The 18,193-nt window shown below is 68.6% G+C and carries 17 protein-coding genes and 1 riboswitch; of the genes, 10 read left to right on the top strand and 7 right to left on the bottom strand.

Features of this window, described 5'->3' with window-relative positions; translation table 11 throughout:
• The first annotated feature begins 102 nt into the window (after positions 1–102).
• Complete coding sequence (locus MICSW_RS13530) at positions 103–492, top strand: hypothetical protein (RefSeq protein ID WP_228178343.1); 390 nt, start codon at positions 103–105, stop codon at positions 490–492.
• Here MICSW_RS13530 and MICSW_RS13525 read toward each other — a convergent pair.
• Together MICSW_RS13525 and MICSW_RS13520 are read right to left on the bottom strand one after the other, a co-directional pair.
• Positions 485–1,303: an ABC transporter permease gene (locus tag MICSW_RS13525; RefSeq protein WP_228178344.1), complete on the bottom strand. Its 819-nt coding sequence runs from the start codon at positions 1,301–1,303 to the stop codon at positions 485–487. The two genes, MICSW_RS13530 and MICSW_RS13525, sit on opposite strands and share 8 nt — an antisense overlap.
• A complete protein-coding gene (locus tag MICSW_RS13520) occupies positions 1,300–2,334 on the bottom strand; it encodes an ABC transporter ATP-binding protein (protein ID WP_464496283.1) in 1,035 nt (344 codons plus the stop codon). Before MICSW_RS13520 ends, MICSW_RS13525 begins: the two co-directional genes overlap by 4 nt.
• Positions 2,335–2,459: 125 nt before the next feature.
• On the opposite strand from MICSW_RS13520, the gene MICSW_RS13515 reads away from it, so the two are divergent.
• Positions 2,460–3,506 carry an enoyl-CoA hydratase/isomerase family protein gene (locus MICSW_RS13515; RefSeq protein WP_292728454.1) on the top strand — a complete coding sequence of 349 codons (1,047 nt, stop codon included), beginning with the start codon at positions 2,460–2,462 and terminating at the stop codon, positions 3,504–3,506.
• 16 nt (positions 3,507–3,522) lie between these two features.
• On the opposite strand, the gene MICSW_RS13510 is transcribed toward MICSW_RS13515, so the two are convergent.
• On the bottom strand, positions 3,523–4,953 hold the full coding sequence (locus tag MICSW_RS13510; RefSeq protein WP_464496282.1) for a D-alanyl-D-alanine carboxypeptidase family protein: 1,431 nt from the start codon (positions 4,951–4,953) through the stop codon (positions 3,523–3,525).
• 38 nt (positions 4,954–4,991) lie between these two features.
• Positions 4,992–5,102, top strand: a riboswitch (TPP riboswitch).
• On the opposite strand from MICSW_RS13510, the gene MICSW_RS13505 reads away from it, so the two are divergent.
• The 4 genes from MICSW_RS13505 (at position 5,094) to MICSW_RS13490 (ending at position 8,788) form a co-directional block, all read left to right on the top strand.
• Complete coding sequence (locus MICSW_RS13505) at positions 5,094–5,714, top strand: ECF transporter S component (RefSeq protein ID WP_228178348.1); 621 nt, start codon at positions 5,094–5,096, stop codon at positions 5,712–5,714. Its footprint overlaps the riboswitch before it by 9 nt.
• On the top strand, positions 5,674–7,191 hold the full coding sequence (locus tag MICSW_RS13500) for an ABC transporter ATP-binding protein (protein WP_464496281.1): 1,518 nt from the start codon (positions 5,674–5,676) through the stop codon (positions 7,189–7,191). The genes MICSW_RS13505 and MICSW_RS13500 overlap by 41 nt, the downstream gene beginning before the upstream one ends.
• Positions 7,188–7,973, top strand: coding sequence for an energy-coupling factor transporter transmembrane component T family protein (locus tag MICSW_RS13495; protein WP_464496280.1), 786 nt, complete (start codon positions 7,188–7,190; stop codon positions 7,971–7,973). Before MICSW_RS13500 ends, MICSW_RS13495 begins: the two co-directional genes overlap by 4 nt.
• Before the next feature lie 50 nt (positions 7,974–8,023).
• On the top strand, positions 8,024–8,788 hold the full coding sequence (locus tag MICSW_RS13490; RefSeq protein ID WP_347425253.1) for an SDR family NAD(P)-dependent oxidoreductase: 765 nt from the start codon (positions 8,024–8,026) through the stop codon (positions 8,786–8,788).
• Here the strand turns inward: MICSW_RS13490 and MICSW_RS13485 are convergent.
• On the bottom strand, positions 8,766–10,244 hold the full coding sequence (locus MICSW_RS13485; RefSeq protein WP_464496279.1) for an LssY C-terminal domain-containing protein: 1,479 nt from the start codon (positions 10,242–10,244) through the stop codon (positions 8,766–8,768). The genes MICSW_RS13490 and MICSW_RS13485 overlap by 23 nt on opposite strands.
• A 188-nt stretch (positions 10,245–10,432) precedes the next feature.
• Between MICSW_RS13485 and MICSW_RS13480 the strand changes: the two genes are divergently transcribed.
• The gene (locus tag MICSW_RS13480; protein WP_292734677.1) at positions 10,433–11,242 is read left to right on the top strand and encodes an enoyl-CoA hydratase/isomerase family protein; all 810 of its coding nucleotides are present in this window, start codon (positions 10,433–10,435) and stop codon (positions 11,240–11,242) included.
• Positions 11,239–12,078 (top strand): SDR family oxidoreductase, encoded by an 840-nt coding sequence (locus MICSW_RS13475; protein ID WP_292734674.1) that lies wholly within the window; start codon positions 11,239–11,241, stop codon positions 12,076–12,078. Before MICSW_RS13480 ends, MICSW_RS13475 begins: the two co-directional genes overlap by 4 nt.
• Before the next feature lie 29 nt (positions 12,079–12,107).
• Here the strand turns inward: MICSW_RS13475 and MICSW_RS13470 are convergent, their stop codons facing one another.
• A complete protein-coding gene (locus tag MICSW_RS13470) occupies positions 12,108–12,584 on the bottom strand; it encodes a GNAT family N-acetyltransferase (protein WP_464496278.1) in 477 nt (158 codons plus the stop codon).
• A 128-nt stretch (positions 12,585–12,712) separates the two neighbouring features.
• Between MICSW_RS13470 and rlmN the strand changes: the two genes are divergently transcribed.
• Positions 12,713–13,945, top strand: a complete 1,233-nt coding sequence (gene rlmN, locus MICSW_RS13465) for a dual-specificity RNA methyltransferase RlmN (protein ID WP_464496277.1) — start codon at positions 12,713–12,715, stop codon at positions 13,943–13,945.
• Positions 13,946–13,951: 6 nt separating this feature from the next.
• On the opposite strand, the gene MICSW_RS13460 is transcribed toward rlmN, so the two are convergent.
• Positions 13,952–15,400 carry a carboxylesterase/lipase family protein gene (locus MICSW_RS13460; RefSeq protein WP_464496276.1) on the bottom strand — a complete coding sequence of 483 codons (1,449 nt, stop codon included), beginning with the start codon at positions 15,398–15,400 and terminating at the stop codon, positions 13,952–13,954.
• Positions 15,401–15,467: 67 nt separating this feature from the next.
• Here MICSW_RS13460 and MICSW_RS13455 point away from each other — a divergent pair, with 67 nt between their 5' ends.
• Complete coding sequence (locus MICSW_RS13455) at positions 15,468–16,478, top strand: aldo/keto reductase family protein (protein ID WP_464496275.1); 1,011 nt, start codon at positions 15,468–15,470, stop codon at positions 16,476–16,478.
• A 76-nt stretch (positions 16,479–16,554) separates the two neighbouring features.
• Here MICSW_RS13455 and MICSW_RS13450 read toward each other — a convergent pair whose 3' ends face one another.
• Positions 16,555–18,090: a carboxylesterase/lipase family protein gene (locus MICSW_RS13450; protein WP_341578731.1), complete on the bottom strand. Its 1,536-nt coding sequence runs from the start codon at positions 18,088–18,090 to the stop codon at positions 16,555–16,557.
• Between the last annotated feature and the right edge of the window lie 103 nt (positions 18,091–18,193).

The raw sequence follows: 18,193 nt of genomic DNA, 5'->3' as shown, positions 1-18,193 counted from the left end.
GCGCCAGAGCGTCTGCCGTTGGAGGGAGGGTGCAGAGGGATCGTTGCGGGCTTGTAAGCAAACTCCCCGTAAGGGCGCGAACGCCGCTGGCAGACTAGGTTCATGGTCACCCTGCTGCTTGACTCCGCCCACCTGGAGGTGGCGTTGTCGGGGTCTGAGCGGCTGCTTGCATTCCGGCGGCAGAATGTAGACCTCCCGCGCGACACGATTGCAAAGGTTCAGCTCACCGACGACGTGTGGACCTGGCTTCGCGGCGTGCCGAGCCCCGGCACGCATGTGCGCGGTGTCGTCGCCATGGGAACCTGGAAGTCAGCCGGCAGCGAGGATTTCGTCCTGGTGCGCGGGCGGCGGCCCGGTGTCGTGATCGACCTTGAGGAGCATCCGGACTACGAACGCATCGTGCTCACGACGCGACACGGTCTGGCGCTGGTCCAGGCGCTCCGGCTGGATGTCGAGGGCCCAGCCGAAGACGTCGCCGACCTCGTCAGCTGACGTCGCGGCGCCAGTTGAGCGCGTAGCCGAGCACGAGCAGCACAAGCGCGTAGCCGAGCAGGACGGCGCCGCCAGCCCACCATTCGAGTCCGCTCGTGCTGGCTCCTGCGCCCGCCATCTGGAAGATGCTGGCTCCGACGAGGGCATCGCTTGCCGCGCCCGGCAGGTAGTTCGTGACGGTGTCGAGTCCCTCCACGAACGCGCCTGCCGTGCGGGCGATCGGTTCGAGGAACTGCGTGAAGACAAGCACTCCGACGACGGCGGCTACCTGGTTGCGCACCAGCGTGCCGACCCCGATCCCGACGACCACCCAGATCGTCAGCGCGAGCACGACCCGCGCGATCAGCGCCCAGGTCGACCCGGCTCCCAAGTCGGTATCGATACCGAACACCGTGAGAAACCCCGCCGCGGGCCCGACCGATGACAGCGCGCCGACGATCCCGAAGCCCACGCCGACCACAATGCCCGCGACGATCTTCGCCCACAGGACGGTGCCGCGGCGGGGGGTTGCAAGGAACGTTGCCGTCAGAGTCTTGTGCCGGAACTCGGTCGTAACGATGAGGGTGCCCAGGATGAGCGGGATGACATAGCCGACGCTCGCCGCCAGCGAATACAGCAGGGGGGCGACGCCCTCGGTCGGGACCGGCGCACCGTCTCCAGGAAGGGTTCCGTTGCTGACGGCCCCGAACACGAACGCAAGCGCGCCTGCCGTGGAGGCGATGTAGACCACGAGCACGAGCCCCAACACCCACCACAGGGATGTCGAAAAGAACTTGGTGAACTCCGACCGGGTAACGGTGGCGACGGTCATCGGTTCGCCCCTTCCTCGTCGGCTGACGCACCGACGGGCGTATCGGCCTCGGAATCCGACGCCGTCGTGACCTCAGGCTGCTCCTCGGTCTCGATCGGGACCTCTGGCTGAGGCTCGTCCGTCAGCAGCCGCGGCGGCCTCGTTCCGTTGACGTACTCGAGGAAGATCTCTTCGAGGGCCGGCCCCCGGTCGGTCAGTGCCGAGAGGGCGATGCCGGCAGAGGCAGCGATCGCGCCCACACGAGCGGCGTCGAGGCCCTCCACCTGGATGCCGGTGCGCAGGATTTCGAGCGGAACACCCGCAGCCTCCAGCGCCGTGACGAGTGCGCCGCGGTCGGGAGAGTCGACGAGGGTGACCGGAACCTCCTGGTACGCGAGGTCGGCGAGCGACCCCTCGAAGACGAGGCGTCCGCCCGAGATGATGAGCGCGGCATCCACCGTCTGCTGCACTTCGGCGAGAAGGTGAGACGACACCAGGATCGTCCGCCCCTCGCCGGCCAGAGTCCGCAGGAACGACCGCATCCAGCGGATGCCTTCGGGATCGAGGCCATTGGTGGGCTCGTCGAGCACGAGCACGCCGGGGTCACCGAGCAGCGCGAACGCAACCCCGAGCCGCTGGCGCATCCCGAGGGAGTAGCCGCCGACCTTGCGTCCCGCAGCGTGCGAGAGTCCGACCAGCTCCAGTACCTCATCGACGCGCGAACGCGGGATGCCGGCAGCTTGTGCATACACCGTGAGATGGGCTGCTCCCGTGCGGCCAGGATGAAACCCGGTCGCCTCGAGAACCGCACCGACCGAGTGCAGGGGATGGGTGAGTTCGTCGTAGCGGCGACCGCCGATGGTCGCCGAGCCGGAGGTGGGACGGATCAGACCCAGCAGCATCCGCAGCGTCGTGGTCTTGCCGGCCCCATTGGGTCCGAGAAACGCCGTGATGCGCCCCGGCTGGATGCTGCACGTGAGGTCGGCGACTGCCGAGATCGTCCCGAAGCGCTTGGTAAGCCCCGCGAACTCCAGAACCTGTCCGTCGGGCATGACGAGCCCCTCCCTGGGTGTGGATTGCGCACCAGTTTGGCCGACGCAGCCCTTACGGATGCGGCACCACGCCCGAGGGCGGTCGAAGACCCCCCTCCGTGGCGGTCCCTCGCTACCGTGGGACCGTGGAGAGTACACCGACGGTTGAGATCGAGCAGCGCGGCGAGATCGGCATCCTGACCCTGCAACGACCGCGGGCGCTGAACGCCCTCGATCTCGAGATGGTCGAGGTGCTTGCCGCGGCTCTTGAGCGGTGGGAGCGGGACGACAGCATCCGAGCTGTCGTTCTGCGCGGCGGCGGCGATCGCGGGTTCTGCGCCGGGGGCGATGTTCGCGGGCTGTACGAGACGCTGATCGGCGATCATCCCGAGCAGGTCGAGGCCTTCTTCCGCGCCGAGTACGCCCTCAACGCCCGGATCGCGGAGTATCGGCATCCGATCGTCGCGTTCGCCGACGGGATCACGATGGGCGGTGGAATCGGTCTTGCCGGCCATGCCTCGCACCGCATCGTCACCGAGCGATCGATGCTCGCGATGCCCGAAACGCGGATCGGCTTCACGCCGGATGTCGGCGGATCGTGGCTGCTCGGCCGTGCCCCCGGGCGGGTCGGCGAGTACCTGGCGCTCACCGGCAACACCGTCGGGCCGGCCGACGCCATAGCGGTGGGCCTTGCCGACCACCACGTCCCGAGCGTGCGGCTCGAAGGCCTGCTGTCGGCGCTCGAGGATGGGGCCGACCTCGACAGTGCGATCCAGGCCGTCGCGACAGAGCCAGCTCCCGGAACCCTGACCGGGGAGCGGGAGTGGATCGACGTCGCGTTCGCCCAACCCACCGTCGCCGAGATCGTCGAGGCACTGCGCGGACGGCCCGAGAATGCCGCGCGCGCGACTGCTGCGCACCTCGGGACGCTTCCGCCCACAGCGCTCGCGGTGACGCTCGAGGCGGTCCGACGCGCGCGCAAGCTCCCCGACCTGCGGGCGACGCTTGCCCAGGAGTACGGGCTTGTGCTGTGGTTCGGGACGACGCAGCCCGATCTCGTGGAGGGCATTCGCGCGCAACTCGTCGACAAAGACCGCTCACCGCGCTGGAACCCCGCCCCCGGCCAGGAGCTTCCCGCCGACCTTCTCGATCAGGCTTACGGGTTCACGCCGCCGACGCCCCTCTGGCGCTGAGACCGGGCCCGGGGCCTCAGTCGATCAGACCGAACAGCTGCAGCGGATGCGTCAAGCGCCACCATGGCGAGGGCTGCTCGATCTCGGCAGACACCGCGGCTTCGACGGTGGTGGAGTTCACCGGGCCGGTGAGGGTGAACGTGCCAGCCGGTGATCCGGCTTCCCAGTCGTCGACAGCGAGCGTGGATGACGAACTCGATGCCGCGCCGTTCCAGAGGATGACCGCGGCATCCGCAGTCGTGCGGATCTCTGGGTTCGATCCCCACGCGGTCTCCACTGTCCCGACGACCGTGCCGGCCGGGATGACGTACGGGGTCGTGAGCTCCGCCTCGAGCTGAGCAAGCAACGCCCGGGCCGAGCTGTCTCGCGACTCGTCGCTCGGCTGGGCCAGCACCGTCGCGTAGGTGCGGACCGTCGTGTCGCCGATCGTGAGGTCTCTCGCGGTGGCCAGGTCGTCGACCTCTCGGCCGTTGACGAAGAGCGAACCCGTCTTGATGCCGACGACGCCCGGATCCGCCAGCAGGTCGTTGGTGTTCGTGACCTCACCAGCGCCGGGCAGGTCCACCATCGGTGTCGCGACGATCTCGGCTATCACCGGGTTCTCGAGCGCCTTGCGGCCGAGCGCGATCACGCCCGCAGGAGTGCCGACATTGTCGGAGTCGATACCCGAGGGCTCCACGACCGTGATGCCGCTGATTCCGTGGGTTCTCAGCCAGTCGGCTGCGGCGCTCTCGAAGACCTCGTCCGTCGGCCAGAACTGGTCGGCCAGGCGGGCCGCATAGTTGTTCGCAGAGCCGATCAGTAGCCCCTGCAGCATCTGGTATTCGGTGAGGGACCCGCCGACAGGGACGTCGAGCGCCGACTCGCCGCGCCCGCGGTAGTTCCAGTAGGTGGAGCGATCGCGCGAGGTGAACGCATACTCTGGGCCGGTTTCGCCGAGCGCGAGGGGCTGGCGGTCGAGCACCATGAGCGCGGTCACGAGCTTCGTGATGCTCGCTAGCGGCGCCGCATCCGTCGTCGAGGTCAGCGTGTCCTCGGGAGACGTCGACTCGAACCCGTCGACGGCAACTGCAGCCGAACCCTCGGCGGGCCAGGCAGGAGCCGCAGCGGATGCCGTGAGCGGCGCCACATCGACGGACTGCGCCGTCGGCATCACCGCTGTCAACGGCCAGAGCAGGGTTACCGCGGCGTATGCCGCGACGACAGCGAGCACGATGAGCGTCGGACCGATGACGGTTCCGCGCAGCAGCGAGCGGCGCGGCATCCCGTCCAGGAGGTCGCCCTGGTCCGGGTCGTCGTGCATCCGGCGCGCGGCAGGTGCGCTAGCAGGGCGAGCCCACTGCAGTGCTGCAGTGTCGGCGCGCTCCACCGCTCCCCCCGCGGCCGCACTCGAAGCCTGGTCGGCGTCGGTCGGGTCGGGGGCGGTCGGCGCCTCCGTGTCAGTCATCCCGCCCAGATTATCCGTACCTGGCGCGTATACTCGGCACCACGAACCACGGGAGTCCGGTGTGCCGGGCTGAGAGGAAGCGAATCCACGCTTCGACCGTCGAACCTGATCTGGGTCATGCCAGCGCAGGAAGGAGAACAATGTCTGTTTCGTCGTCCACCCCCACAGCGACCACGCGCCGGTTCCGTTGGCGGATCGTCGACATCGTCGTCGCCAGCGTCATTGGTGTGGCATCCGGCCTGATCTTCCTGGCCTGGAACGTCGGTTACGTCGGCCCGAGCGCGCTGCTCGAGCCGCTGCTGCCGGGCCTGCAGGGTCTGCTTGACGGACCGTGGCTGTTCGCCGGAGTCCTGGGCGCTCTCGTCATCCGCAAGCCGGGTGCCGCGATCTACACCGAGCTGCTCGCTGCCGTCGTCTCGGCGCTGGTCGGCAATCAGTGGGGCGGGTTCCTGACGCTCGAGGCCGGCTTCGTGCAGGGGCTCGGCGCCGAGATCATCTTCCTGATCTTCGCTTACCGCGTCTGGACGCTTCCGGTCGCCATCCTCGCCGGAGCCGGCGCCGCGCTGGCCGGCGGCATCAACAATCTGATCCTCTGGTACGCGGGAGCCGACGTGACCTTCACGATCGTCTACCTGATCAGCACTGTCATCTCGGGTGCGGTGATCGCGGGTCTGCTCTCGTGGTTGTTGGTGCGGGCGCTTGCCGCGACGGGCGCACTCGATGCCTTCCCTGCCGGGCGTGAAGTCCGGCAGCGCGTCTGACGTGACGGCGCCGTCTTCTCGGACTTCTCCGGCCAGCCCTCGTCCCGTTGCTGTCAGGATCGACGGCTGGGGCTGGCGGCACGGCAGTCGACGGGCGTGGGCGCTAGGCGATATCGATCTGCGGATCAGCGCTGGCGAGAGAATGCTGCTGCTGGGAGCATCGGGGTCGGGCAAGTCGACGCTTGTGAGAGCGATCGCCGGAGTGCTCGGCACAGACGAGGGCGAGAGCGAAGGCTCAGTTCGCCTCGACGGGTCCCCACCGAGTGCGGCGCGGGGCAGTGCCGGTCTGGTCTTGCAGGACCCCGACTCTCAAGTCGTGCTCGCGCGGGTCGGCGATGAGGTCGCGTTCGGTTGCGAGAACCTCGGCGTCCCCCGCGAAGAGATCTGGTCGCGCGTGCGCGAGGCCCTCGACCTGGTGGGACTTGACGTGCCGCTGGATCACTCGACGACCGCTCTGTCGGGAGGGCAGAAGCAGCGGCTGGCGCTCGCCGCCATCGTCGCGATGCGGCCGGGGCTCATCATCCTTGACGAACCGACGGCCAATCTCGACCCCGACGGCGTCGAGCAGGTGCGGGATGCCGTCGCCCGCGTCGTCGACCAAACGGGAGCCACCCTCGTTGTCGTCGAGCATCGGATAGCGGCCTGGGAGTCGCTGGTCGATCGGGTCGTGGTCCTCGAGGCTGGCGTCGTCGTCGCCGACGGCTCGCCGGACGCGGTGCTGCGCGACCGAGGCGCCGATCTCGCCGCGGCCGGCGTCTGGGTCCCCGGCCATCGCCCGGCGTGGCCCCCGCGCGCCCTACACGCTCGGGGTTCGGTTCTGGTGTCGGCCCACGATCTGGTCGTCGCTCGGGTGCCGGGTCGGCCGGTTGCCGAGGTCCCGCGGCTCGACATCGTCGAAGCGGGTGTGACGGCGATCACCGGGCCGAACGGTGCCGGCAAATCGACCCTCGGGTTGACCCTTGCCGGTCTGATCCCGCCTGCCGCGGGCTCGGTTGTGGCCTCCGCGGCGCTTGCCGCGGGAGAGCGTGGGCATCCCCACCAGTGGCCCTCGCGAGCACTGCTCACCCGCCTTGGCATGGTGTTCCAAGATCCCGAGCATCAGTTGCTCGCACGAACGGTGCGCGGCGAGCTCGAGGTCGGTCCACGAGCGCTGGGTCTCGTGGAGTCCGAAATCGCGGCACGCGTCGATGAGCTGCTGCACCGGTTGCGGCTGGACAGGCTCGCCGATGCCAACCCTTACACGCTCTCGGGAGGCGAGAAGCGCAGGCTCACGGTCGCCGCGGCTCTCGCGACTCGACCCCGGGTCCTCATTCTCGACGAACCCACCTTCGGGCAGGACGCGCGCACCTGGGCCGAACTCGTCGCCCTCCTTGGCCGGGTGCGCGATGAGGGGTCGGCGGTCGTGACGATCACGCACGATCTCGACGTCGTCGAGGCACTGGGCGCCGACAGTTTCGTGCTCGGCGGGTCGTCGTGATCGACATCCAGACTGTCGCGCCCTCACGGGTGGCGCGACTGAATCCGGTCGCGAAGCTGCTTGCGATCGTGGCGCTCACTGTCCCGCTCGTACTGACCCTGGATGCGGTGTCGGCGGGGGTCGCGCTGGCGATCGAGCTCAGCCTCTTCCCGTTCGCGGGCCTCGGCTGGCGTCGGTTCTGGCGGCGTACGTGGATCGTGTGGCTGCTTGCGCCACTGACGGGTGTGACGATCGCGCTGTACGGCCAGGCGAGCGGACAGATCTACGCGGAGTGGTTCGTGGTGCGCATCAGCGAGGGATCGCTGACTCTGGCGCTTGCCACCATGCTTCGTGTGCTCGCGATAGCGCTGCCGTCCGTCGTACTGTTCGCCACCGTTGACCCGACCGATCTTGCCGACGGGCTCGCGCAGGTGCTTCGACTCCCGGCCCGGTTCGTCCTCGGCGGGCTCGCCGGTCTGCGGATGGTCGGACTCTTCGTCGATGACTGGCGTGCGCTCGAGCTCGCGCGTCGCTCGCGCGGTGTGGCCGACCGCGGCCGTATCCGTCGGTTCCTCGGAATGGCTTTCGCGCTGCTCGTGCTCTCCATCCGCCGGGGCACCAAGCTCGCTGTCGCGATGGAGGCCCGCGGCTTCGGGGCGCCCGGCCCGCGCACGTGGGCGCGCGAGTCCCGGTTCGGACTGGCTGAGTGGTTGCTGGTACTCCTCGGTGCGGCAATCGCCGCGGTCGCCGTCACCGCCGCCGTCCTCACCGGCTCGTGGAACTTCATCCTCGGCCCGTCCTGAACCGCAGTCACCTCGGGGGTAGCCTGGAGCGCGACACGAAGGAGAGTCGGATGAAGGTCAGTGGTGCTGCAGCTCTCGTCACCGGCGGAGCGAGCGGTCTGGGGTTGGCGACGGCGGAGCGGCTCGCCGCTGCCGGGGCGCTGGTCACGATCATCGACCTGCCCGGCTCGCCCGGCGCAGACGTCGCGGCACGCCTCGGCGGCACCTTTGCTCCGGCGGATGTCACGGATTCCGAGGCCGTGCGCGACGCGGTCGCGGTCGCTGCGGCATCCGGCCCGCTTCGGGTCGTCGTGAACTGTGCAGGCATCGCGCCCCCCGCCAAGGTGCTCGATCGGGATGGAGAGCCCTCGTCGATCGCCGCGTTCGAGCGGATCGTCCGCATCAACCTGGTCGGGACGTACACGGTGCTCGCGCATGCCGCGGCAGTGATCGCCCGAACAGAACCGGATGCCGAGTCCGGCGACCGGGGCGTGATCATCAACACCGCCAGTGTCGCTGCCTTCGACGGCCAGATCGGCCAGCCAGGGTACGCCGCCAGCAAGGGCGGGGTGCACGCCATGACGCTGCCGATCGCGCGGGAGCTTGCCCGTCACGCGATCCGCGTCGCCACGATCGCTCCCGGGATCATGGAGACTCCGATGCTCGCCGCCCTGCCGCAGGCGGCGCAGGATTCGCTCGGTCAGCAGGTGCCGTACCCGGCGCGTCTGGGGCGGCCGCAGGAGTACGCGGCGCTCGCGATGAGCATCGTCGAGAACGGTTATCTCAACGGGGAGACGATCCGGCTCGACGGAGCTATCCGGATGGCGCCGCGCTAATCGAGTCAGCACGCCCGGCGTCGCGTCGTTCGCGGCGGCGGGAATAGGCAGCCGCGCTGCGGCTTGAGAGCGCCAGCAGGATCAAGACATCGAGACCGACAGCCAGGAGCGACGTTCGCAGGGTGATCTCCTGCTCCCGCAGGAACCACGTCGTGAACGCCGTGGATATCGAGACGACCGCGAAGACCATGACGACCAGACGAGCCCAGTTGCGTCCCCACCACAGCGAGAGCAGCACGCTCACCTGAACCGCGAGGCTCACGCCCATCAGGGCGATCACGATCCAGAGCGCGAATTGTTCTTCCTCCGCCGTGAGTACATCGCCGCCGACGGCCAGGTCGGCGCTGTCCATCACGTCGGGCCACTCCGCCCACAGGCCAATGATCAACAGGATGCCGGCGAGCACCCGCAACAACAGAAGGAGTGTCCCCGTCGTGATCGTCGCAGGGCGGCGCATGCCGGGGTCCCGGGTGAGCGGGGCGAACAGCGTCGTCGGCGGTTCGAAAGCCACGCGTTTACGCGGTAGGTTCTGTGGAGCCTCCGTCGCGGTCACTGCCGCTACCGTCGCGACCTCCTGGACGCCAGAGGCCGAGAGGGAGGCATCGGTCATATCGGTTGCGGCGTCGGTAGTGGCGGCCTCGGCTACCGCCACCGGCCGCAGGTCCAGGATCGGCAGGTCTCCGTCGGTGCGGATCGAGTCACCGCCGCCGTTACGAGCGTGGTAGCTCGTCGAGAAGTCCTCGATCACCTCGACACGGATGCCGGGGTCTGCCGCAAGCAGCGAACTGACGATGTGGTCGCGTTCGACATCCGTGTCGGCATCGATGCGGTGTGTGACCTGGAGCGTGAACAGCGACAAGCCGACGGAGCTGTCGAAGGTTCCCGCCGCGAGCCATTCGACTCGGCGGCCGCCGGGGAGTGGCCAGTCGTCGGGGCACCGCCAGAACCTGACGTGGTGACGCTGCGCGGGGTTGCCGTCGACCTCCTGCTGGTAGGCGAAGTCCTGCATCCGGCCGAAGAGGAACAGCGGACTGACGGGGGCTTGGTGATAGCTGCGACGGGTGAGCGTTGAGGTGACGATCCGGACGGATGACCGCAGCGTGACCGGATCGGCGAGGGTCCAGCCGGCCCGCTCCATCGCCTCGTGCAGCGCAGCCTCTTCACCCATTAAGGCAAGGTTGACCGGATCGCCGAGCAGGCCGTCGCTCGTTCGGGTGCGTCCGATGAAGTAGCCCGGCACGTAGATCGTCGTGAGGATGCGGTGGATGCGTGGCAGCACCAGGTACGCAAGCAGGGCCCAGAACGCGATAGCGACGAGCACGCCCCACCACCCGACGCGGAACGATTCGGTCAAGCTCAGGTAGGCGAGCCAGAGCGCCGATACCCCGGCGAACACGAAGAAGAACCAGTCGAGCGCTACCCCAATGGAGTAGCTGCGACGCCGTTCTCCGCTCACGCCGCAACCCTACCGCCGGTGCGCTCGGGAAGGGTCTCGTGGTTGCCGCCGGCATCGACCACCGATGGGACGCAGTGCCACGGATCGTGAAACGCGGGCTCGCGCGCGATGGTGGCCAGAGTAGAGTGACGGGAGGTTTCGAAGGGGAACGCCGTCTGGCCGCACCCTCACTGCTGAAGGAGGCCGAGATGAGCGATTCCATCCTGGTCGAGGTCGAGGACGGCCTCGCGCACGTCACCTTGAACCGTCCCGCGCGCCTGAACGCCGTGGACTTCGAGATGGGTCGCCGCTGGCGGGATGTGGCGGTCGAACTCACCGGCGATCCCACCGTGACGGCGATCTTGCTGGATGCCGCGGGTCCGGCGTTCTGCGCCGGCGGCGACGTGGTGGCGATGTCGGAGGCTGACCCCGGCGACGGGAGTGCCGGTGACGCCGTCACGGCGATGGCGAGAGTCATCCACGAGGGGATCCTCACGCTGGTGTGCTCGTCGACCCCGATCGTGGCGTCCGTGCAGGGCGCTGTCGCCGGCGGCGGTCTCGGGCTGATGCTGTGCGCCGACTACATCGTCGCCTCTGAAGCGGCCCGCTTCGTGAGCAAGTACGCCAACATCGGGCTCACCCCCGACCTTGGTGTCTCGACACTGCTCCCCGCCGCAATCGGCCAGCGCCGTGCACTGACGATGCTGCTGCAGGATCGGAGCCTCACTGCCGCCGAAGCTCTCGAGTGGGGTCTGGTGAACGAGGTTGTTCCGGCCGATCAGGTTGCTGCGCGCGCACGGGAGGTTGCTGATTTCTGGCAGTCGGGTGCTGTTGTGGCCTTCGGTGAAGCGAAGCGACTCGTGCGCTCAGGCGCGGGCCGCGCGTTCGCCCAGAACCTCGAAGACGAGGCGCAGACGATCGGGGAACGATTCGGCACCCACGACGCTCGGACGCGAATCGCCGCGTTCGCTGCGGCATCCCGTACCCAGAAGAGCGACACCCGAAAGGACCTCGCGTGACCGAGAAGAAGCTTGCCGGAAAGACCGTTCTGCTCTCCGGCGGTAGCCGCGGGATCGGGCTTGCGATCGCGCTGCGCTGTGCGGCCGACGGAGCGAACATCGCCATCCTCGCGAAGACCGACACCCCGCATCCGAAGCTCGAGGGCACCGTTCACACCGCGGCCGAGGCGATCGAGGCGGCGGGCGGGAGTGCGCTGCCCATCGTGGGTGACGTGCGCAACGATGACGATGTCACCGCGGCAGTGCTGAAGACCCAGGGCGAGTTCGGGGGAATCGACGTCGTGATCAACAACGCGAGCGTGATCGACCTGTCGGGCTCGCTCGATCTTTCCGCCAAGAAGTACGACCTGATGCAGGGCGTGAATGTGCGCGGCACGTTCATGCTCTCGCGAGCGGCTGTCCCGATCCTGCGCGAGGCAGAGAACCCGCACATCCTGTCGCTGTCGCCGCCCCTGAACCTCTCGCCGCGGTGGCTTGGCGGGCACACCGGCTACACGCTCGCAAAGTACGGGATGACGATGGCGACCCTCGGTATCGGCGCCGAGTTCGCGAAGGATGGCATCGCGGCCAACACGCTCTGGCCCCGGACCACGATCGCGACAGCGGCCGTGCAGTTCGCGCTCGGCGGCGACCAGATGATGAAGGTCAGTCGCACCCCCGAGATCTACGCGGATGCCGCGTACGAGGTGGTCACGAAACCCTCGCGGGACTACACCGGCCAGACACTGATCGTCGAAGACGTGCTCGAGGCTGCGGGTGTCACTGACTTCTCACGCTACGCGGCCGTTCCTGGCACCCCGGACGATCAGCTGTTCCCCGACATCTTCCTCGACTGACGCGCGGTTCGGGGCCTCGCCGCAACCGATCAGTCGAGTGTCTTGCGCAGGAACACCTGCTCGATGCCGGCATCTCCCGGCACGCGCTCGCTTTCGACGTAACCTTCGCGTTCGTACAGGCGCAGATTCGCCTCGGACAGTGACCCGGTGAACAGTTCGGCTGCCGTGGCGCCGGCATCCTTCCCCCGCTGCTCGACTGCTGCGAGCAGCGCCGTGCCGATTCCCCCGCCCTGCTGATCGGGGGCGATCGCGAGCCGCCCGATGAGCAGCAGCTCGCCGTCTTGTCGAGCGCGGACGGCTCCGACGATCCGGGGTCCGCGCAGCGCGACGCAGCCGAGGTTCTCGACCAGTTCGGCGGATATCTCCTCCAGTGTCTGTGTCAACGGGGGCATGTGCGGGGTCCCGTAGATGATCGCCTCCTGCACGAAGGCGGCGCGCTGCAACGTCAGCACCTCGCCGGCGTCGTCGGGAGTGATCGGGCGGATCTCGAGATCGTCGTGGGGCACGACCTCACGGTACTGGGCAGTAGCCTGCGCGGGCAGGGCTTTGACAGCGCCGACTAGGCTTCGCAGCGCCGACAGGGCTTCGCCGGTCGAGCAGGGTCGCGCGGCATCCGCTCGCTTACCCTGGAGTCATGGCTCGCGCGCTCCCTCCCACGTCCTCCGGCGCGCCTCAGGTGCGCCCTGCCACCGAAGGATGGCAACAGAAGAAGGATGCCGAGGGCCGGCCACTCTTGCAGTTCGCGAGCCCCAAACGCGGCAAGCCTCCCGTGCACCTGGCCGATCTGACTCCCGAACAGCGCGTCGAGAAGGCCAAGGAACTCGGTCTTCCGGGCTTTCGCGCCGGTCAGCTTGAGCGCCATTACCTGACCCGCTGGACGAGCGATCCGGCAGAGATGACCGATCTGCCGGCATCCGGTCGTGAGGAACTTGTCGCGGGGCTGCTGCCGCCGCTGCTGACTGAGGTGCGCCGGCTCGACACCGACAAGGGCGACACGATCAAGTTCCTCTGGAAACTGCACGACGGTGCGCTCGTCGAGTCGGTTCTCATGCGGTACCCGGGTCGGATCACCCTGTGCGTATCAAGCCAGGCCGGATGCGGAATGAACTGCCCGTTCTGCGCGACCGGCCAGGCGGGGCTCACCCGGAACATGTCGGCTGCCGAAATCATCGACCAGGTGGTGCGCGCCAATCAAGCGATCGCCCGAGGTGAGCTCGGCGGCAAGCGCAGCACCGATCAGTCGCTGGAGCGGGTGTCGAACATCGTCTTCATGGGGATGGGGGAGCCGCTTGCCAACTACGCCCGTGTCATGCAGGCGGTTCGGGTGATGACCGACAAGAAGCACGGCATGGGCATGAGCGCTCGTGGCATCACGGTGTCGACAGTGGGACTTGTGCCCGCGATCACCAAACTTGCCGCCGAAGACATCCCGGTCACCTTCGCCCTGTCTCTGCACGCTCCCGACGACGAACTGCGCGACGAACTCATCCCCGTGAACTCGCGGTGGAAGGTCGACGAGGCGCTGGATGCCGCCCGCGGATACTTCGAGCGGACCGGGCGGCGCGTATCGATCGAGTACGCCCTCATCAAAGACATGAACGACCATCCGTGGCGGGCCGACCTGCTGGCGGACAAACTCAACGCGCGCGGGCGCGGCTGGGTGCACGTGAACCCGATTCCGCTCAATCCGACGCCAGGGTCCATCTGGACGGCATCCGAACCGCACGTGCAGAACGAGTTCGTGCGCCGCCTGAATGCCGCCGGCATCCCGACGACCCTGCGCGACACCCGCGGCAAAGAGATCGACGGGGCGTGCGGGCAGCTGGTTGCGACCGAAGACGACCAGGCGGCGGCGTCAGTCTCGTAATTCTCGTCAGGATGCCGGGCTGAAGGCGTCCACGGCCGCAGCGCGCGGGAGCGGCAGCGTCCGCGAATCGACATCGAAGACGCGCACGCGGCGGCCGGGGGCGAATGGCTCCCATCCCGGGTCGCCGTCGCGAATCATCCGCACCCACGCGCCGTGCATTTCATCCGCGAGGCGCTGCGGCGGCGCATCCCCGGCCATTCGGATGCTGTCGGGATTGCTCACACCGTCGAAGACGAAGCCGAGTTCGAGAGCGTGCCCGGCGCCGAGGCCGTCGACCGGGCTCTGCCAGGCGAACTCGTAGACGAAGGTCGGCGCCGTTCGGCGATCCGCCACCTGGGTCATCGGCGCTCGCAGCATCGAGTCAGTGAGCGCTTGCCCGAGCCGGTCGCCAGTGCCGGCATCCGGGAACTGCGTGCGATACGCCCGCACCGCGGCCCGCGGGATTTTCAGTGCGAGATGGCCCAGAGCGGCCTGCCAGGGGGAGATCTTCGCGAGCGCGTCGGGGGTGAACCAGAGCCGGTACTCGTCGGTGTTGGTGCCGATGAGGATAGGGGCTGAGGCCGTGGCTAGCGCCGTGCGCGGGGACTCGGGGAGGCTCTCGGGGTCGCGGGCCAGCAGGAACCCGGGTGCGCCCCGCAGCGGCGAGCTGCCGGCAGCCTGGGCCGTTCGTGCCTCCAGCAGCTCGGCCGGCGACAGCGCGGCAAACGCCTCGCGCGTCGCCGGCACGCCGAGCCGTTTGGCGAGCGCGCGGGTGACCCGGCCCGCCCGCTTCGGGTCGACGGCATCCAGGGGCCCTGACTCGATGATCGCGCCCGAGATGAGGGGCGCGGTGTCGGGTCGGGAGAGGAGCGCGGCGACCAGCGCCCCGCCGGCAGACTCTCCCATGACCGTGATGCGCGAGGGGTCTCCACCGAACGCCGCGATCTCAGCGTGCGTCCAGCGAAGGGCCGCAGCGACGTCTTCGAGGCCGAGATTGCGCGGGGCATCCTCGAGCACCGAGAAACCCTCGGACCCGAGGCGGTAGTTCGCCGAGACGAACACGACGCCGCCCCGGGCAAAACTCGTCCCGTCGTACCCGGCGATCGAACTCCCGCCGCGCTCGAACGCGCCGCCGTGGATCCAGAGCACGACAGGCAGCGGCCCGGATGCCGGGTCGGTCGCGTCCGTCGGGGCCCAGACGTTGACGGTCAGGATGTCTTCGTTGGTCCCGTCGCTGGTCAGGCTCGGCAGGAGTTCTCCGATCCTGCCGCGGTAGGGCGTTTGCGGTGCCGAGGGCCCGAACTGCGTCGCATCGCGCACCCCGACCCAGGCATCCGGTGCCGCGGGCAGCCGGAACCGCCGCGGACCGAAGGGAGGGTCGGCGTACGGGATGCCGAGGAAGCGACGGATGCCGTCCGTCACGCTCCCGCGGAGTGTTCCGGTGCTGATGGTCGTTTCGATTGCTTCGGTGCCCACGCCCTCAGGGTAGGCCGTTCCATCACGGGCCGGCCCCGCTGTCGCGGCGCGGCGATAGCGTGGAGCAATGGTCAACTATCGCTATCTCGGCAACAGCGGCTTCAAAGTCACAGAGATCACCTACGGCAACTGGATCACCCACGGCTCGCAGGTCGAAAACGACGCAGCCATCGCGACAGTTCACCGAGCACTGGACCTCGGCATCACGAGCTTGGACACCGCCGACGTGTACGCGAACACGGTCGCCGAGCAGGTTCTCGGCGAGGCGCTGAAGGGCCAGCGTCGGGAGTCGCTCGAGATCTTCACGAAGGTCTACTGGCCCGTCGGGCCGGGCGGCGCCAATGACTCGGGTCTGTCGCGCAAGCACATCATGGACGGCATCCACGGCTCGCTCGAGCGGCTCGGAACCGACTACGTCGACCTCTACCAGGCGCACCGGTACGACTACGAAACCCCGCTGGAAGAGACGATGCAGGCCTTTGCCGACATCGTCCGGCAGGGCAAGGCGCTCTACATCGGCGTGAGCGAGTGGACGGCCGAGCAGCTGCGCGCCGGGCACGCGCTGGCCAAGGATCTCGGCATCCAGCTCGTTTCGAACCAGCCCCAGTACTCGGCGCTGTGGCGCGTCATCGAGGGGAAGGTCGTTCCGACCTCCGAGGAGCTCGGAATCTCGCAGATCGTCTGGTCGCCGATGGCGCAGGGCGTGCTCAGCGGCAAGTACCTGCCCGGTCAGCCGGCTCCCGCCGGTTCGCGGGCCACCGACGAGAAGAGCGGCGCGGGCTTCATCAAGCGGTTCATGACGGATGACGTGCTCAGCGCAGTGCAGAAGCTGCATCCGGTAGCCGAGCAGGCGGGTCTGACCCTGCCGCAGCTCGCGATCGCGTGGGTGCTTCAGAACCCCAACGTGTCGGCGGCTCTCGTCGGCGCCTCGCGTCCCGAGCAGCTCGACGACACCGTGAAGGCGTCCGGAGTGACCCTGGATGCCGACACGATGGCGGCGATCGACGCCGCTCTCGGCTCGGTGGCCGAGACCGATCCGGCGCTCACCGAAGAGTCCTCGCCACCGTCCCGCCCATAAGGGCGCGACGTCTGGCACCGTCCCGCCCGTGAGGGCGCGACGTCTGGCACCGTCCCGCCCATAAGGGCGCCACGGCTCAGGGGAAGGCGAGAACCTCGTCTCCCCAGCCGGTGCGCAACTCGTGATCGAGGTCGGGGACCACACGGTCCGCGGCCTCGATCACGAGCGTTGCGCGGGTATCGACATCGAATGCCGGCCACTCCACGGCGCCGTCGGCGTTCGGGGCCTCCCCCGTGGCGAACGCCGTCCATCGTTGCTGCATTCTCGCCGAGATCCGTTCGGCCTCATGGCGGCCGCCGAGTCGGAAGCTGATGTCGTGCGCGCGGCGGCCGAACGTGCCCCATACGTAGGGGAGCTCGGTCGCGTGCGTTGCGCCGATGCGCAGCAGGTGCAGCATCGGCGTCGCGTGGTCAAAGCGGTAGAGCCAGACCGGCGCGACGCGGGAATGGCCCTCGACGGCCCAGAGCGTCGGCATCCGGAATCCGATGTCACGGGCGATTCCCAGCCCGACCGCGTGGTGACGAACGCCCTCGTACGCTGAGAGCACCTGCGCCATCGACGGCAGGTCGATACCGGGGCGTTCGGTGCCGAGTTCGGCGAGCATCTGCTCGATCTGCTCCTCGCGGATGGGCATGAGCGGTGACTTCATCATCCGGAAGAGGGATGCCTCGTCCTTGTTTGTGCCGATCAACAGCGGTACCGGCAGACCACGCCCCTCGGCAAGGACTGTCGCCGGCGCCTCGGGCAGCAGGTCGCCGTCGATGACGGGACCGAACGCGATCGTTCCCGGATGCTGTGCCGGGACTTCCGCGAACACCGTCATCCCGGCTTCGACGATCGTGTCGACCGGCAGTGTTCGCAGATCTGCCGGGGCGGGATTACCGACCGCCGCCAAGAACAGGTCGGTGACGGTCTCGGCCCGGGCCGCGTCGTAGACGCTCGAGACCGGCGAGGATTCGGCGATCGCGCGCGAGAAGAGCCCCGCAGCGCTCGGGACGGCGAGCAGCGTCGTCACGAGGCCCGCGCCCGCGGACTCGCCGAAGACGGTCACGCGCTCGGGGTCGCCCCCGAACGCTGCGATGTTCCGCTGCACCCAGCGCAACGCCAGCATGACGTCCTTCAGGGCGAGGTTTCCGTCGAAGGGATGCTCCGGGGTGGACTTGCTCGACAGATCGAGGAATCCGAGCGCGCCGATGCGGTAGTTGATCGTCACTACGACCACGCCGTGGCCCGCGAGGGCTTCGCCGTCATAGACCGGCTGGCTGCTGGAGCCGAACGTGTAAGCCCCGCCGTGCAGCCACACCATGACCGGAGCCGGAGCATCAACATCCGCCCCGCTCCAGACGTTCAGGAAGAGGCAGTCCTCGTCGAAGATCGGGTCCGGCCCGAGGTCCATGGCCGGATTCGCCTTCTGCGGTGCGGCGGGCCCGAAGCTTGTCACCTCGACCGTCACGCCGGCATCCAGCGGCTCGGCCGGAACAGGGTCGCGCCAGCGGGCGTCGCCGGTCGGGGCCTGGGCATAGCGGATGCCGCGCCAGACGCGGATGCCGCCTGCAAGCTCCTCTCCGGCGAAGCGCCCGGCGGGTGCGGCTGCAACAGGGGTCTCGTCCATGGGGGCCTTCCGGGTCTGGTGAGAGGGCGGCGTCGCGAGACAGCGTAGACGGTGGCGCTATGCGGCCGGGTTTCGGTGCAGTTCGTGCGCCCGGATCATGCTG

The sequence above is a fragment of the Microbacterium sp. SW12 genome, from assembly GCF_055391095.1.
The sequence above is the reverse complement of the archived record's forward strand: the minus strand, read 5'-3'. Positions and strand labels throughout refer to the sequence as shown.

Coding starts and splice junctions, on each gene's coding strand:
- MICSW_RS13510 (WP_464496282.1), bottom strand. CDS start 4,953: ATGACTGACACGGAGGCGCCGACCGCCCCCGACCCGACCGACGCCGAC.
- MICSW_RS13500 (WP_464496281.1), top strand. CDS start 5,674: ATGCCTTCCCTGCCGGGCGTGAAGTCCGGCAGCGCGTCTGACGTGACG.
- MICSW_RS13490 (WP_347425253.1), top strand. CDS start 8,024: ATGAAGGTCAGTGGTGCTGCAGCTCTCGTCACCGGCGGAGCGAGCGGT.
- MICSW_RS13455 (WP_464496275.1), top strand. CDS start 15,468: ATGGTCAACTATCGCTATCTCGGCAACAGCGGCTTCAAAGTCACAGAG.
- MICSW_RS13480 (WP_292734677.1), top strand. CDS start 10,433: ATGAGCGATTCCATCCTGGTCGAGGTCGAGGACGGCCTCGCGCACGTC.
- MICSW_RS13525 (WP_228178344.1), bottom strand. CDS start 1,303: ATGACCGTCGCCACCGTTACCCGGTCGGAGTTCACCAAGTTCTTTTCG.
- rlmN (WP_464496277.1), top strand. CDS start 12,713: ATGGCTCGCGCGCTCCCTCCCACGTCCTCCGGCGCGCCTCAGGTGCGC.
- MICSW_RS13530 (WP_228178343.1), top strand. CDS start 103: ATGGTCACCCTGCTGCTTGACTCCGCCCACCTGGAGGTGGCGTTGTCG.
- MICSW_RS13450 (WP_341578731.1), bottom strand. CDS start 18,090: ATGGACGAGACCCCTGTTGCAGCCGCACCCGCCGGGCGCTTCGCCGGA.
- MICSW_RS13520 (WP_464496283.1), bottom strand. CDS start 2,334: ATGCCCGACGGACAGGTTCTGGAGTTCGCGGGGCTTACCAAGCGCTTC.
- MICSW_RS13505 (WP_228178348.1), top strand. CDS start 5,094: ATGTCTGTTTCGTCGTCCACCCCCACAGCGACCACGCGCCGGTTCCGT.